Origin of the sequence: Kineococcus sp. DHX-1 (assembly GCF_042473625.1) — a bacterium.
GTDB lineage: Bacteria > Actinomycetota > Actinomycetes > Actinomycetales > Kineococcaceae > Kineococcus.
Genome location: NZ_CP170445.1, coordinates 2,389,557 through 2,403,171, shown reverse-complemented (window position 1 = coordinate 2,403,171; position 13,615 = coordinate 2,389,557). Strand labels below are relative to the sequence as shown.

Genomic DNA, 13,615 nt, shown 5'->3' with positions numbered 1-13,615 from the left:
CCTACCGTGGTCCCGCCACCTCAGAACCCCCGGAGGAACCGTGAGCACCCCCGCACCCGAGCAGCCCGACGCCCCGGAACTCCGGGCGCCCGACCGCACCCACCGCCTCCCGACGTCCGACGGTCTGACGCTCAGCGTGTACGAGTGGGACGGCGCGGCCGAGGCCCTACCCGTCTTCCTGCACCACGGCTTCAGCGCCAGCGCGTTCCTCGAGTGGCCGCGCTCGGGTCTGCCGCAGACGCTCCTGGCCCAGGGCCGGCGCGTCCTGGCGGTCGACGCCCGCGGGCACGGTGCCTCCGACGCCCCGCACGACAACGCCTTCTACGGCGAGACGCGCATGGCCCAGGACGTCCTCGAGGTCCTCGACGCGCTCGGCCTGGGGCGGGTCGACCTCGCCGGCTACTCGATGGGGTCCGTCGTCTCGCTCATCTTCGCGTCCCGCCACTCCGACCGCCTGCGCCGCCTCGTGGTCGGGGGGGTCGGAGCGGGGATCATCGAGGTCGGCGGGGTGGACACCCGCGCCCTGCCGTCCTCCGAGCTCGCGAGGGCGTTGCGCGCCTCGGACCCGGGCGACCTCGGCGACGAGCTGCTGCAGGGTTTCCGGATGTTCGCCGCCTCCACCGGCAACGACCTCCTGGCCCTGGCCGCGCAGGCCGACGTCGTGCACGCGTCCCCGATCGACCTCGGGTCCATCGCGGTGCCCACCCTCGTCGTCGCCGGTGACGAGGACCCCCTCGCCGTGCGGCCGCAGGTGCTGGCCGACGCCGTCCCCGGCGCCCGCGTCCAGACCGTCACCGGCGACCACGCGACGGTCTTCAGCGACCCCCGCTTCGCGCGGGAGATCGCCGCCTTCCTGCAGCCCTGACGGGTTCCGCGTCGGCGGCGCCGACGTAGCGGGCCAGGTGCTCGCCCGTCAGCGTCGCCCGCGCGGCCACCAGGTCGGCCGGTGTCCCCTCGAAGACGACCGTGCCCCCGTCGTGGCCCGCACCCGGCCCGAGGTCGACGATCCAGTCGGCGTGGGCCATGACCGCCTGGTGGTGCTCCACGACGAGCACGGACGTGCCGGCGTCCACGAGCCGGTCCAGCAGCGCCAGCAGGTTCGCCACGTCGGCCAGGTGCAGGCCGGTCGTGGGTTCGTCCAGGACGAGCACCCCGCCCGTCGTGCCCATGTGCAATGCGAGCTTCAGCCGCTGCCGTTCCCCGCCGGACAGCGTGGTGAGCGGCTGCCCCAGCGTGAGGTAGCCGAGCCCGACGTCGGCCAGCCGCTGCAGGACGGTGTGCGCGGCCGGGACGCGCGCGGGGCCGGCCGCGAAGAACTCCACGGCCTCCTCGACGGGCATCGCCAGCACCTCGGCGATGTTCCGGCCGGCCAGCCGCAGCTCGAGCACCGACGCCTGGAAGCGGCGGCCCTCGCAGTCCTCGCAGGTCGTCGCGACCCCGGCCATGACGGCGAGGTCGGTGTAGACGACCCCCGCGCCGTTGCACGTGGGACAGGCCCCCTCGGAGTTCGCGCTGAACAGCGCAGGTTTCACGCCGTTCGCCTTCGCGAACGCCTTGCGCACCGGCTCGAGCAACCCGGTGCACGTGGCCGGGTTGCTGCGGCGCGAACCGCGGATCGGGCTCTGGTCCACGGTGACGACACCGTCGAGCCCGGACACCGATCCGCGGACCAGGGAACTCTTGCCCGACCCGGCGACGCCGGTCAGGACCAGGAGCACCCCCAGCGGAAGGTCGACCGAGACGTCCCGCAGGTTGTTCGTCGACGCGCCGCGCACCGGCAGGAACCCCGTCGGCGTCCGCACCGCGGCCTTGAGCTGCCCGCGGTCGTCGACGTGCCGGCCGGTGACCGTCCAGCTGGCCCGCAACCCCTCGAAGGTCCCCTCGTAGCAGACCGTCCCGCCGGCCGACCCCGCCCCGGGGCCGAGGTCGACGACGTGGTCGGCCACGGCGAGCACCTCGGGTTTGTGCTCCACCACGAGCACGGTGTTCCCCTTGTCGCGCAACCGCAGCAGCAGGTCGTTCATGCGGGTGACGTCGTGCGGGTGCAGGCCCGTGGTGGGCTCGTCGAACACGTACGTCGTGTCAGTGAGCGCGGACCCCAGGTGGCGCACCATCTTCACCCGCTGGGCCTCCCCGCCGGACAACGTGCCCGCGGGACGTTCCAGCGACAGGTACCCCAGCCCGATCTCGACGAACGCCTCCAGCACGCCCCGCAGGTTCCCCAGCAGCGGGGCGACGGAGGGTTTGTCCAGCCCGCGCACCCAGTCCAGGAGGTCGGTGACCTGCATCCGGCAGGCGTCGGCGATGCTCACCCCGGCGATCAGGGCGTTCCGCGCGCCCTCGGCCAGGCGCGTGCCGTCGCAGTCGGGGCAGGTGGTGAACGTCGCGAGCCGTTCGACGAAGGCCCGCACGTGCGGCTGCAGGGCGTCGACGTCCTTGGACAGCATCGACTTGCGGACCTTCGGCACGAGGCCCTCGTAGGTGACGTTGATGCCGTCGACCTTGATGCGGACGGGCTCGGCGTACAGGAACGCGTCGAGCTCCTGCTGCGTGAACTCCCCCACGGGCTTGTCGCAGGAGAAGAACCCGCACCCCTTGTAGATGCGGCCGTACCAGCCGTCCATGGAGTAGCCCGGCACCTTGACGGCGCCGTCGTCGATGGACTTCGTGGCGTCGTACAGCGCGGTGAGGTCGAGGTCGTCGACGGTGCCGCGGCCCTCGCAGCGCGGGCACATCCCGCCCGTGCGCGACCAGTCCGCCACGACCTTCTTCTGGCCCGCCCCCTTGGCGACCGTCATCGCGCCCTTGGCCGAGACGGAGGCGACGTTGAAGGAGAACGCCTGCGGGCCCCCCACGTGCGGTTCGGCCAGGCGGCTGAACAGGATGCGCAGCAGGGCGTTCGCGTCGGTCGCCGTCCCCACGGTCGAGCGGACGTCCCCGCCCATCCGCTGCTGGTCGACGATGATCGCGGTCGTCAGCCCGTCGAGGACGTCGACGTCGGGCCGGCCGAGCGCGGGCAGGAACCCCTGGACGAACGTCGAGTACGTCTCGTTGATCATGCGCTGCGACTCCGCGGCGATGGTGCCGAACACCAGGGAGCTCTTGCCCGAGCCCGAGACCCCGGTGAACACCGTGAGCCGCCGCTTGGGCAGGTCGACGCTCACGTCGCGCAGGTTGTTCTCCCGCGCCCCGTGGACCCGGATCGTGTCGTGGCGGTCGGCGGGGTGCGCGTCCATGGACCGATCCTGCCAGCGGCGTCCGCCGCGGGGGAGCCCCTCAGCCGGCCGCGAGGATCGTGCGCAGCTCGGCCTCGGCGTCCGGGACGGACAGGAACAGCAGGTGGTCTCCGGGTTCGAGGACGTCGTCCGGACTGGGCGGCAGCGGCCGCTCGGCGCGGACGATGGCGACGAGGACGGTGTCCTCCGGCAGGCGCACCTCCCCGACGGTGCGGCCCAGGACCGGGCTGCCCTCCTCGAGGGTGTACTCGGCCATCGAGGCCTGACCCTGCTGGAACGTGAACAGCCGCACGAGCTCGCCGACGCTCACGGCCTCCTCGACCAGGGCCGTCATGAGCCGTGGCGTCGACACGGCGACGTCCACGCCCCAGGCCTCGTCGAACAGCCACTCGTTCTTGGGGTTGTTCACGCGGGCCACGGTGCGCGGCACGCCGTACTCGGTCTTGGCCAGCAGGGAGACGACGAGGTTGGCCTTGTCGTCCCCGGTCGCGGCCACGACGACGTCGCAGTCGGCCAGCTCGGCCTCGTCGAGGCTGGAGATCTCGCACGCGTCGGCCAGCAGCCACTGCGCGTCCGGGACGCTCGTGATCTTCATGGCCGCGGGGCTGCGGTCGATGAGCAGGACGCGGTGGCCGTTGCCCAGCAGTTCGCGGGCGATGGACCGTCCCACGATCCCGGCCCCGGCGATGACGACGCGCATCAGGCCCCCTCCTCCGGTGCGGCGGCCAGCACGGCCGCGGCGGACGTGGTGCGCTCGTCGGCGACCACGACGTGCACGACGTCGTCCTCCTGGTAGGCCATGCCCTTGACGGGCACGACGCCCTGGCCCAGGCGGGTCAGGTAGGCCACGCGCACGCCGGCGGCGGCCTCCAGCGCCGACAGCGGCCGCCCGACCCACCCCTCGTGCACGGGCAGCTCGACGAGCACGACACGCCCGGAGGCGTCGCGGAACTCGCTGAGGGCCCCCTCGGGGACGAGGCGGCGCAGCACCTGGTCCGACGTCCAGCGCACCGTGGCGATGGTGGGGATGCCCAGGCGCTCGTAGACCTCGGCGCGGCCCGGGTCGTAGATGCGGGCCACGACGTTCTCGACGTCGAACTTCTCCCGCGCCACCCGCGCGGCGAGGATGTTGGAGTTGTCGCCGGAGGAGACGGCGGCGAAGGCGCCGGCCTCGTGGATGCCCGCCTCGACGAGCGTGTCGTGGTCGAAGCCGACCCCGGTGACCCGGCGCCCGGCGAACGTCGGGCCCAGCCGGCGGAAGGCGTCGGCGTTCTGGTCGACGACGGCCACGCTGTGCCCCCGCTGCTCGACGGTGAGCGCCAGGCTCGAGCCGACCCGGCCGCAGCCCATGATCACGAAGTGCACGTCCCGAACGCTACCGTCTTGCGCCTACCATCGGCAGACGTGCCCTCTGTGACCGATGCGGTCAAGCGCGTCCTCGTCGGACGACCGTTCCGCAGCGAACGCCTGTCCGAGACGCTGCTCCCCAAGCGCATCGCCCTGCCCGTCTTCGCCTCCGACGCGCTGAGCTCCGTCGCGTACGCCCCCGACGAGATCTTCCTGACGCTCTCGATCGCCGGCATCGCCGCGTACTCGTTCTCGCCGTGGATCACCGTGGGCGTCGTCGTCGTCATGTTCGTCGTCGTCGCCTCCTACCGGCAGAACGTGCACGCCTACCCCTCAGGGGGCGGGGACTACGAGGTCGCCACGGTCAACCTCGGCCCCAACGCGGGGCTCACAGTCGGCAGCGCGCTGCTCGTCGACTACGTGCTGACAGTGGCCGTGTCGATCTCCTCGGGGGCGCAGTACGCGGCCGCCGCCATCCCGGCCCTGCGAGGGCACGAGGCGCTCTTCGCCGTCGCGCTGGTGCTGCTGCTCATGACGGTCAACCTGCGCGGCATCCGCGAGAGCGGGGCCGCCTTCGCGATCCCGACCTACATCTTCATGGCCTCGATCCTCGGGATGGCGGTGTGGGGCTTCGGCCGCCTGCTGTTCGGGGACCTGCCCAAGGCCCCCAGCGCCGCCTTCAGCCTGACGGCCGAGCACGACATCTCCGGCGGGCTCACGAGCCTGGCGGGGGCCTACCTCATCCTGCGGGCCTTCTCCTCCGGCGCCGCGGCCCTGACGGGCGTGGAGGCCATCAGCAACGGCGTCCCGGCCTTCCGGAAGCCCAAGAGCAAGAACGCCGCGACGACCCTGCTGCTGCTCGGCCTGACGAGCGTGACCATGCTCGTCAGCATCGTGGCGCTGGCCAACCTGACCGGTGTCCGCTTCGCCGAGGACCCCGAGCACCAGCTGCTGCGGAACGGGACGCCGGTGGGCAGCAGCTACGTGCAGGACCCGGTCATCGGCCAGCTCGCCGCGACGATCTTCGACCACTTCCCGGTCGCGTTCTACGTCGTGACGGCCGCCACCGGGGTCATCCTCGTGCTGGCCGCCAACACCGCGTTCAACGGGTTCCCCGTCCTCGGCTCGATCCTGGCCCGCGACGGCTTCCTGCCCAAGCAGCTGCACACCCGCGGGGACCGGCTCGCGTTCTCCAACGGGATCATCGCCCTCGCCGTCGCGGCCATCGTCCTCATCCTGGCCTTCGACGCCGAGGTGACCCGGCTCATCCAGCTCTACATCGTCGGCGTCTTCGTCTCGTTCACCATGAGCCAGACGGGCATGATCCGGCACTGGAACCGGCACCTGCGGACCGAGACCGACCCCGCGGCGCGCGCCCGCATGCGCCGCTCGCGCGTCATCAACTGCATCGGCCTCGGGCTGACCGCGACGGTCCTCGTCATCGTCCTGCTGACGAAGTTCACCCAGGGCGCGTGGATCGCGATCCTGGCCATGGTCGTCGTCTTCGTGAACATGAAGCTCATCCGGCGCCACTACGGCAACGTCAGCCGCGAGATCGAGGTCGCGCCCGACGCCAAGGCCAAGGCGCTGCCGACGGGGGTGCGGGGCGTCGTCCTCGTCTCCAAGATCCACAAGCCGACGCTGCGGGCGCTGGCGTTCGCCCGGGCCGCCAAGCCGACCGACCTGCAGGCCGTCACGGTCGCCGTCGAGCCGGAGGAGACAGCGGCGCTGCAGCAGCGCTGGGAGGCCCTCGGCGTGCCCGTGCCCCTCACCGTGCTGGACTCGCCCTACCGCGAGATCACCCGCCCGGTCCTGGAGCACGTCAAGGCGCTGCGCCGGCGGTACCCGCGCGACCTGGTCATCGTCTACGTGCCCGAGTACGTCGTGGGCCACTGGTGGGAGACGTTCCTGCACAACCAGTCCGCGCTGCGGCTGCGGGCGCGCCTGCGCTACCAGCCCGGCGTCATGGTGGCCAGCGTCCCGTGGCAGCTGTCGAGCTCGGCGGGCCAGGAGGACCGGCTGGAGCGGCAGGCCCCCGGCACCGTCCGCCGCGGCACCTTCGGCCCGGGCCCCGTCGACCGCGGCCCCACCAGCAGCAGCAGCAACACCGAGGAGACCCCGTGAGCACCCCCTCCCGTCGCCCCACCCGCGCCCGCGGGACCCGCCGCCCCGCTCCGGCAGGACCGGACGCGCGTGGCACCGAGCTCGAGCTGGAGGTCGGGCCGGTCGCCCACGGCGGGCACTGCGTGGCGCGGCACGAGGGCCGCGTCGTCTTCGTCCGGCACGCCCTGCCGGGCGAGAGGGTCGTCGCGCGCGTCACCGAGGGCGCCGAGGGCGCCTCGTTCTGGCGCGCCGACGCCGTGCGCGTCCTCGCCGCCGACCCCGACCGCGTCGAACCGCCCTGCCCCGTCGCCGGCCCGGGCCTGTGCGGCGGGTGCGACTTCCAGCACGCCACCCCGGCCCGCCAGCGCACGCTCAAGGCCGCCGTCGTCGCCGAGCAGTTCCGCCGGCTCGCGGGCCTCGACGTCGACGTGACGGTCGAGGAGGCGCCGCTGCCGGGACCCGGGGCGGACGGGGCGGGGTTGCGCTGGCGCACCCGCACCCAGTTCGCCGTCGACGCCGAAGGCCGCACGGGGCTGCGGGCGCACCGCTCGCACCAGGTCGTGCCCCTGCAGGACTGCCCGATCAGCACCGAGGCCGTCGTCGGGTCCGGCGTCCTCGGCGCCAGGTTCGGCAACGTCGGCACCGTCGAGGTCGCCGCAGGCTCCGACGGCGCCGCGCCCCTCGTCGTCGTCGAGCCGCTGCCCGGCACCCACGCGCACGTCCCCAAGCTGCCCGACGCCTCCGTCGCCGTCCGCACCCTCGAGGGGCTGCACCGCGTCTCGGGCCGCACCTGGGTCGGCGAGCGCGTCACCGTCCGGGTGGGGGAGCAGAAGCGCGAGCACGCGTTCCGCGTGGGGGGCGCCGGGTTCTGGCAGGTGCACCCCGCCGCCCCGCGCCTGCTGGGCGAGGCGGTCCTGGCCGCCCTGGCACCGCAGCCGGGGGAGCACGCCCTCGACCTGTACTCCGGCGTCGGGCTGTTCACGGCGCTGCTGGCCGACGCCGTGGGCGCCGACGGGACCGTCCTGGCCGTGGAGGGGGAGGGGCGGGCCGTGCGCGACGCGCGCCGCTCGCTGCACGAGCACCCCCAGGTGGAGCTGTGGGAGGGCGACGTCGAGGAGGCGCTGACCGACGACGAGCTCGCCGGTCGCCGGACCGACCTCGTCGTCCTGGACCCCCCGCGCTCGGGTGCGGGCCGGGCCGTCGTGGACGGGATCGCGGCCCTGGCGCCGCGGGCCGTGGCCTACGTGGCCTGCGACCCCGCCGCGCTGGCCCGGGACGCGAAGTTCCTCGCCGGCCACGGGTTCCGGCTCGACGGGCTGCGGGCCTTCGACCTGTTCCCCATGACGCACCACGTGGAGTGCGTGGCGCGCTTCGTGCGCTGAGGTCGCGCGGGGAGTTCCTCAGGCGTCCTGGCGCTCGCGGGCGTCGAGGCCGTCGAGGGCCTCCAGGACGCTCTCGAGGACGTCGGTGGGGGACTCCCCGCGGGTGACGTCGACGACCGCGTCGGGCTCCCACGCGCGGAACACCTCGCGGGTGGAGTGGCGGGGGACGTAGCGCTCGGGGCGGCGGGAGAGCAGGGGCATCGGGACCTCCGGGGCGGGCGGCTGGGGCGTGCCTCCACTGTGCTGACCGAGAGTGACCCGGCTCAAGCCGACTGTGCTGCATCCGTGTGCACCCGTCCGGGTGGTCCGTCGCGGTGCGAGACGATCGAGGCGTGAGCGCCCCCTCCCGCTTCCCGCGCAGCGTCTACGGCGAGGGGGAGGAACCGGACCCCCGCTTCAGCCTCGCCAACGAGCGGACGTTCCTGGCCTGGATCCGCACGGCCCTGGCGCTCCTGGCCGGCGGGGTCGCGTTGGAGGGGCTGAACCTCGCCCTGCAGCCGGAGCTGCGGCTCGCCGCGTCCGTCCTGCTCGTCGTCCTGGGGACCCTCACGGCCGGGCAGGCCTGGCGCGGCTGGGCCCGGGACGAGCGGGCCATGCGCCGCGGCGAGCCGCTCGCGTCCCCGACCCTGGCGGCGCCCCTGACGGTCGGGGTCGGGCTGGCGGGGGTGCTGGTGCTGCTCGGTCTGGTCCTGCGGTGACCGGTCGGTTCGACGCGGGGCTGCAGCCCGAGCGGACGGCGCTGGCCTGGCGACGGACGGCGCTGGCCGTCCTCGTCGGCTCGGCCCTCCTCGGCCGGTTGCTGGCGCCCCGGTTCGGAACGGCGGCGCTCGTCCTGGCGGTGGCGGGCTGCGCGGCGGGGGCCGCGCTGCACGTCGCCGCGGGCGCGCGGGGCCGCCGGACGGTGCGCGCGCTGCTGCGGGACGGGCACCTGCGCGCCGGGCCGGGGGCCGGGCTGCTGGCCGCGACGGCCGGTGTCGCGGTGCTCCTGGGCGTGTCGGCGACGGTGCTGGTGCTCTCGGCCACCCACGGTGGTATCTTGACGTCGAGATAAATGGTCGCGAGGGTCCACCCCGCGGGTCGGTCCCACCACTGCCGGTGGGACCATCGAGCACGGCAAGGACGGCGGCGCGGTGCGACGCGACGACGTCGGACGACGAGTGAGGAGCTCCCGGTGAGCAGCCACAACAGCTTCGAAGCCAAGGCTACCCTAACAGTGTCCGGGACGGACTACACGATCTTCCGCCTCGACAAGGTCGAGGGTGCGGCGACGCTGCCGTTCAGCCTGAAGGTCCTCCTGGAGAACCTGCTGCGCACCGAGGACGGCGCCAACATCACGGCCGACCACATCCGCGCCCTCGGCGGCTGGAACCCGGACGCCGAACCGGACACCGAGATCCAGTTCACGCCGGCGCGTGTCATCATGCAGGACTTCACCGGCGTGCCCTGCATCGTCGACCTCGCCACCATGCGCGAGGCCGTCGGCGCCCTCGGCGGGGACCCGACCAAGGTGAACCCGCTGGCGCCGGCCGAGCTCGTCATCGACCACTCGGTCATCGCCGACGTCTTCGGGCGCCCCGACGCGTTCGAGCAGAACGTCGAGATCGAGTACGGCCGCAACCGCGAGCGCTACCAGTTCCTGCGCTGGGGCCAGACGGCGTTCGACGACTTCAAGGTCGTCCCGCCGGGCACCGGGATCGTGCACCAGGTGAACATCGAGCACCTCGCGCGCGTGGTGTTCCCGCGCCAGGTGGGCTCGGAGCTGCAGGCCTACCCGGACACCCTGGTGGGCACCGACTCGCACACCACGATGGTCAACGGCCTCGGCGTCCTCGGCTGGGGCGTCGGCGGCATCGAGGCCGAGGCGGCCATGCTCGGCCAGCCCGTCTCGATGCTCATCCCGCGCGTCGTCGGCTTCAAGCTGTCGGGTGCGATCCCGGCCGGTGCGACCGCGACCGACGTCGTCCTGACGATCACCGAGATGCTGCGCAAGCACGGCGTCGTCGGGAAGTTCGTGGAGTTCTACGGCGAGGGCGTCGCCTCGGTCCCGCTGGCCAACCGCGCCACCATCGGGAACATGAGCCCCGAGTTCGGCTCCACCGCGGCGATCTTCCCGATCGACGACGTCACCCTCGACTACCTGCGCCTGACCGGCCGCAGCGACGAGCAGGTCGCGCTGGTCGAGGCGTACACCAAGGAGCAGGGTCTCTGGCACGACCCCTCGGTCGAGGCGAAGTACTCCGAGTACCTCGAGCTGGACCTGTCCACCGTCGTCCCGAGCATCGCCGGTCCCAAGCGACCGCAGGACCGCATCGTCCTGGACGACGCCAAGGCCGCCTTCCGCGCCGCCCTCGGCGACTACGTGGCGCCGCAGTCCGCGCAGGACGAGGCGCTAGTCGAGACGTTCCCGGCCTCCGACGCGCCCTCGGCCAGCGGCAGCAACGCCGGTGGGGAACCGCACGCGCCGGGCAAGGCCAGCGGCCGCCCGTCGAACCCGGTCGCCCTGACGATGGCCGACGGGACGCAGACCGAGATCGACCACGGCGCCGTCGCGATCGCCTCGATCACCAGCTGCACCAACACGTCCAACCCCTCCGTCATGGTCGCGGCCGCGCTGCTGGCCAAGAACGCGGTGGAGAAGGGCCTGACCCGCAAGCCGTGGGTCAAGACGTCGCTGGCCCCCGGGTCCAAGGTCGTCACCGACTACTACGACAAGGCCGGGCTCACCCCGTACCTGGAGAAGCTCGGTTTCCACCTCGTCGGCTACGGCTGCGTCACCTGCATCGGGAACTCGGGCCCGCTGCCGGAGGAGGTCTCGGCGGCCGTCCAGCAGAACGACCTCGCCGTCACCGCGGTGCTGTCGGGGAACCGGAACTTCGAGGGCCGGATCAACCCGGACATCAAGATGAACTACCTGGCCTCCCCGCCGCTGGTCATCGCCTACGCGCTCGCCGGGACGATGGACTGGGACGTCGAGAACGACCCGATCGGTCAGGACGAGTCCGGCCAGGACGTGTTCCTGCGCGACATCTGGCCCGACGCGGCCGAGGTCGAGCGGGTCATCGGCGAGGCCATCAGCAAGGACATGTTCGTCAAGGACTACGCCGACGTCTTCGCCGGTGACGAGCGCTGGCAGGGTCTGCCCACGCCCGAGGGCGACACCTTCGACTGGGACGCCGACTCCACCTACGTCCGCAAGCCCCCGTACTTCGAGGGCATGCAGGCCGAGCCGTCGCCCGTCAGCGACATCTCCGGTGCCCGCGTCCTGGCGCTGCTCGGCGACTCGGTGACGACCGACCACATCTCCCCGGCCGGTTCCATCAAGCCGGACAGCCCGGCCGGCGTGTACCTGTCCGAGCACGGTGTGGAGCGCCAGGACTTCAACTCCTACGGGTCCCGCCGCGGGAACCACGAGGTGATGATCCGCGGGACCTTCGCGAACATCCGCCTGAAGAACCAGCTGCTGGACGGGGTCTCGGGCGGTTTCACCCGCGACTTCACCGCCGGTGGCGAGCAGACGTCGATCTACGACGCGGCCCAGAACTACGCCGCGCAGGGGACTCCGCTCGTCGTGCTGGGCGGCAAGGAGTACGGCTCGGGGTCCTCGCGCGACTGGGCCGCGAAGGGGACCGCGCTGCTGGGTGTCAAGGCCGTCATCACCGAGAGCTTCGAGCGCATCCACCGCTCGAACCTCATCGGCATGGGCGTCATCCCGCTGCAGTTCCCGCAGGGGGAGTCGGCGGCCTCGCTCGGCCTCGACGGCACCGAGACGTTCGACATCGCCGGCATCACCGAGCTCAACGAGGGCCGCACGCCCCGCACGGTGGCGGTCACCGCCACCAAGACCGACGGTGGCACCGTGGAGTTCGACGCGGTCGTCCGCATCGACACCCCCGGTGAGGCGGACTACTACCGCAACGGCGGGATCCTGCAGTACGTGCTGCGGTCGCTGACCACCGCCTGATCCGCTCCCGGACCACCACGACGGCCGTCCCCCGGAAGGGGGACGGCCGTCGTCGTCCCCGGACTGTGGTGGGATGCAGCCCGTGCCCGCACCGCCACGCCCCTCCTCCCGGGTGGTCCTGCCGCTGTTCGGCGCCCTCGTGGGTGCCCTGCTGTCCTGGACCACGTCCCGCGGCCTCATCGACGACACCTACATCACGCTGGCCTACGCCCGGAACCTCGCCGAGCACTTCCACTGGGGCATGACCCCGGGCATCACGTCGAACGCCGCGACCTCGCCGCTCAACGTGGGGTTGCTGGCGCTGGGGTTCCTCCTCGTCGGACCGTTCGCCGGCCCGGACGGGGAACTCGCCCTGGGCGTCGTCACGACCGTCCTGGCCGCCGTCGCGGCCGGGTGCGCCGGGCACGTCACCCGGCGCGCGGGGATCTCGTCCTGGTGGGCCGCCGCGGCCGTCGTCGTCGTGCTGGCGAACCCGCTGCTCGTGTCCGCGGTCGGCCTCGAGGTCGTCCTGGTGTTCACCGCCGTCCTCGCCCTGCTGGCCGCCTCGGTGGCGGGCCGGCCGGCGCTGTACGGCCTCGTGGCGGGGTTGGCCCTGCTGGCCCGGCTGGACACCGTCGTGTTCGTGGTCCTGCTCGCCCTCGTCTCCGGCCCGGTGCTGCGCCGGCTGCACGTCGCGGTCCTCACCTGCTGCGCCGTCGCGCTGCCGTGGTTCGCGGTGAGCTGGTGGTTCCTGGGGTCCGCGATCCCGGACACGTTCGTCATCAAGACGAACCAGAAGAACTTCGGGCCCGACCGCACGTACCTGCAGGGGTTGTGGACGCACTACTGGCCCAACACCCCCGTCGCGGTCGGGGTCGGCGTCGCCGGGGCGGTGCTCGGCGTCGTCGTCCTGCTGCTCCTGCTCGTGGGTCTGGTCCGGCGCAGGGACGCCGCGCGCCGCGGACTCGTGGGCCTGGGCCTGGGCGGTGCCGCCTACTTCGGCGTCTACAGCGTCCTGGGTGTCCCGCCGTACCAGTGGTACTACGTGCCGCCCGCGGCGACGCTGTCGTTCGTCGCCGTCGTCGGGCTGGGGGTGCTGCTGCGGAACCGGGCCCGGCGGGTCGTGCCCGTCGTCACGGCGCTGGCGGCGGTGGGCGGGCTCGCCGCCTCGGTGCCGGCGGCCGCGCTGCCGCTGCCCTGGGCCTACCCGCCGGTGTTCGGCAACTTCGCGACCCCGGCGGAGTACCGGGCGATCGGCGCGGACGTCGGACGGATCGTCGGCGACCAGCGCGTCACCGCGCCGGGGGAGATCGGGCTGCTGGCGTACTCGTGCGACTGCGAGATCGTCGACCAGTTCTCCGACCCCGCCGTGCTGGAACCCCTCGTCGAGGCCCGCACGGAGGAGGCCGACCCGGTGCTGCGCCAGCTGCTGCGCTGGAACTACGCCCGGCGCGACCCCGGCCCCGCCCAGCCCGACCCGTGGGTCCTGCGCTGGCGCAGTGCCGCCGTGAAACCCCCGCAGGGCGTCGCGGAGTGGACGACGACGGCGGGGACCTGGCGCACGCAGGACGTGCTGGTCCTGTTCCGCGCCGACGGCTGAGACGCGC

The 13,615-nt window shown here is 73.1% G+C and carries 11 protein-coding genes; 7 read left to right on the top strand and 4 right to left on the bottom strand.

Translation table 11 applies throughout. The annotated features are described in order from the left end of the window. Positions 1 to 40: 40 nt before the first annotated feature. Positions 41 to 865 carry an alpha/beta fold hydrolase gene (locus tag ACFEMC_RS11655; protein ID WP_380176508.1) on the top strand — a complete coding sequence of 275 codons (825 nt, stop codon included), beginning with the start codon at positions 41 to 43 and terminating at the stop codon, positions 863 to 865. On the opposite strand, the gene ACFEMC_RS11650 is transcribed toward ACFEMC_RS11655, so the two are convergent. From ACFEMC_RS11650 to ACFEMC_RS11640, 3 genes are read right to left on the bottom strand one after another with little or no spacing between them, the layout of a single operon-like run. Continuing rightward, a complete protein-coding gene (locus ACFEMC_RS11650) occupies positions 816 to 3,236 on the bottom strand; it encodes an ATP-binding cassette domain-containing protein (RefSeq protein WP_380176506.1) in 2,421 nt (806 codons plus the stop codon). The genes ACFEMC_RS11655 and ACFEMC_RS11650 overlap by 50 nt on opposite strands. Positions 3,237 to 3,276: 40 nt before the next feature. Further along, positions 3,277 to 3,936, bottom strand: a complete 660-nt coding sequence (locus ACFEMC_RS11645; protein WP_366173055.1) for a TrkA family potassium uptake protein — start codon at positions 3,934 to 3,936, stop codon at positions 3,277 to 3,279. Continuing rightward, a complete protein-coding gene (locus ACFEMC_RS11640; protein ID WP_380176504.1) occupies positions 3,936 to 4,601 on the bottom strand; it encodes a potassium channel family protein in 666 nt (221 codons plus the stop codon). Before ACFEMC_RS11640 ends, ACFEMC_RS11645 begins: the two co-directional genes overlap by 1 nt. A 39-nt stretch (positions 4,602 to 4,640) precedes the next feature. On the opposite strand from ACFEMC_RS11640, the gene ACFEMC_RS11635 reads away from it, so the two are divergent. Both ACFEMC_RS11635 and ACFEMC_RS11630 read left to right on the top strand, forming a co-directional pair. Beyond that, the gene (locus ACFEMC_RS11635; RefSeq protein WP_380176502.1) at positions 4,641 to 6,707 is read left to right on the top strand and encodes an APC family permease; all 2,067 of its coding nucleotides are present in this window, start codon (positions 4,641 to 4,643) and stop codon (positions 6,705 to 6,707) included. Next, entirely contained in the window at positions 6,704 to 8,068 is a 1,365-nt protein-coding gene (locus tag ACFEMC_RS11630; RefSeq protein ID WP_380176500.1) for a class I SAM-dependent RNA methyltransferase, read from the top strand. The genes ACFEMC_RS11635 and ACFEMC_RS11630 overlap by 4 nt, the downstream gene beginning before the upstream one ends. 18 nt (positions 8,069 to 8,086) lie before the next feature. On the opposite strand, the gene ACFEMC_RS11625 is transcribed toward ACFEMC_RS11630, so the two are convergent. Continuing rightward, complete coding sequence (locus tag ACFEMC_RS11625) at positions 8,087 to 8,269, bottom strand: hypothetical protein (protein WP_380176498.1); 183 nt, start codon at positions 8,267 to 8,269, stop codon at positions 8,087 to 8,089. Positions 8,270 to 8,400: 131 nt separating this feature from the next. Between ACFEMC_RS11625 and ACFEMC_RS11620 the strand changes: the two genes are divergently transcribed. From ACFEMC_RS11620 to ACFEMC_RS11605, 4 genes are all read left to right on the top strand, one after another. Beyond that, complete coding sequence (locus ACFEMC_RS11620) at positions 8,401 to 8,766, top strand: YidH family protein (RefSeq protein WP_380176496.1); 366 nt, start codon at positions 8,401 to 8,403, stop codon at positions 8,764 to 8,766. Continuing rightward, the gene (locus ACFEMC_RS11615) at positions 8,763 to 9,119 is read left to right on the top strand and encodes a DUF202 domain-containing protein (RefSeq protein WP_380176494.1); all 357 of its coding nucleotides are present in this window, start codon (positions 8,763 to 8,765) and stop codon (positions 9,117 to 9,119) included. Before ACFEMC_RS11620 ends, ACFEMC_RS11615 begins: the two co-directional genes overlap by 4 nt. 120 nt (positions 9,120 to 9,239) lie before the next feature. Beyond that, complete coding sequence (gene acnA / locus ACFEMC_RS11610) at positions 9,240 to 12,029, top strand: aconitate hydratase AcnA (RefSeq protein WP_380176493.1); 2,790 nt, start codon at positions 9,240 to 9,242, stop codon at positions 12,027 to 12,029. Between the two features lie 82 nt (positions 12,030 to 12,111). Next, positions 12,112 to 13,608 carry a hypothetical protein gene (locus ACFEMC_RS11605; protein WP_380176491.1) on the top strand — a complete coding sequence of 499 codons (1,497 nt, stop codon included), beginning with the start codon at positions 12,112 to 12,114 and terminating at the stop codon, positions 13,606 to 13,608. The last annotated feature ends 7 nt before the right edge of the window (positions 13,609 to 13,615 follow it).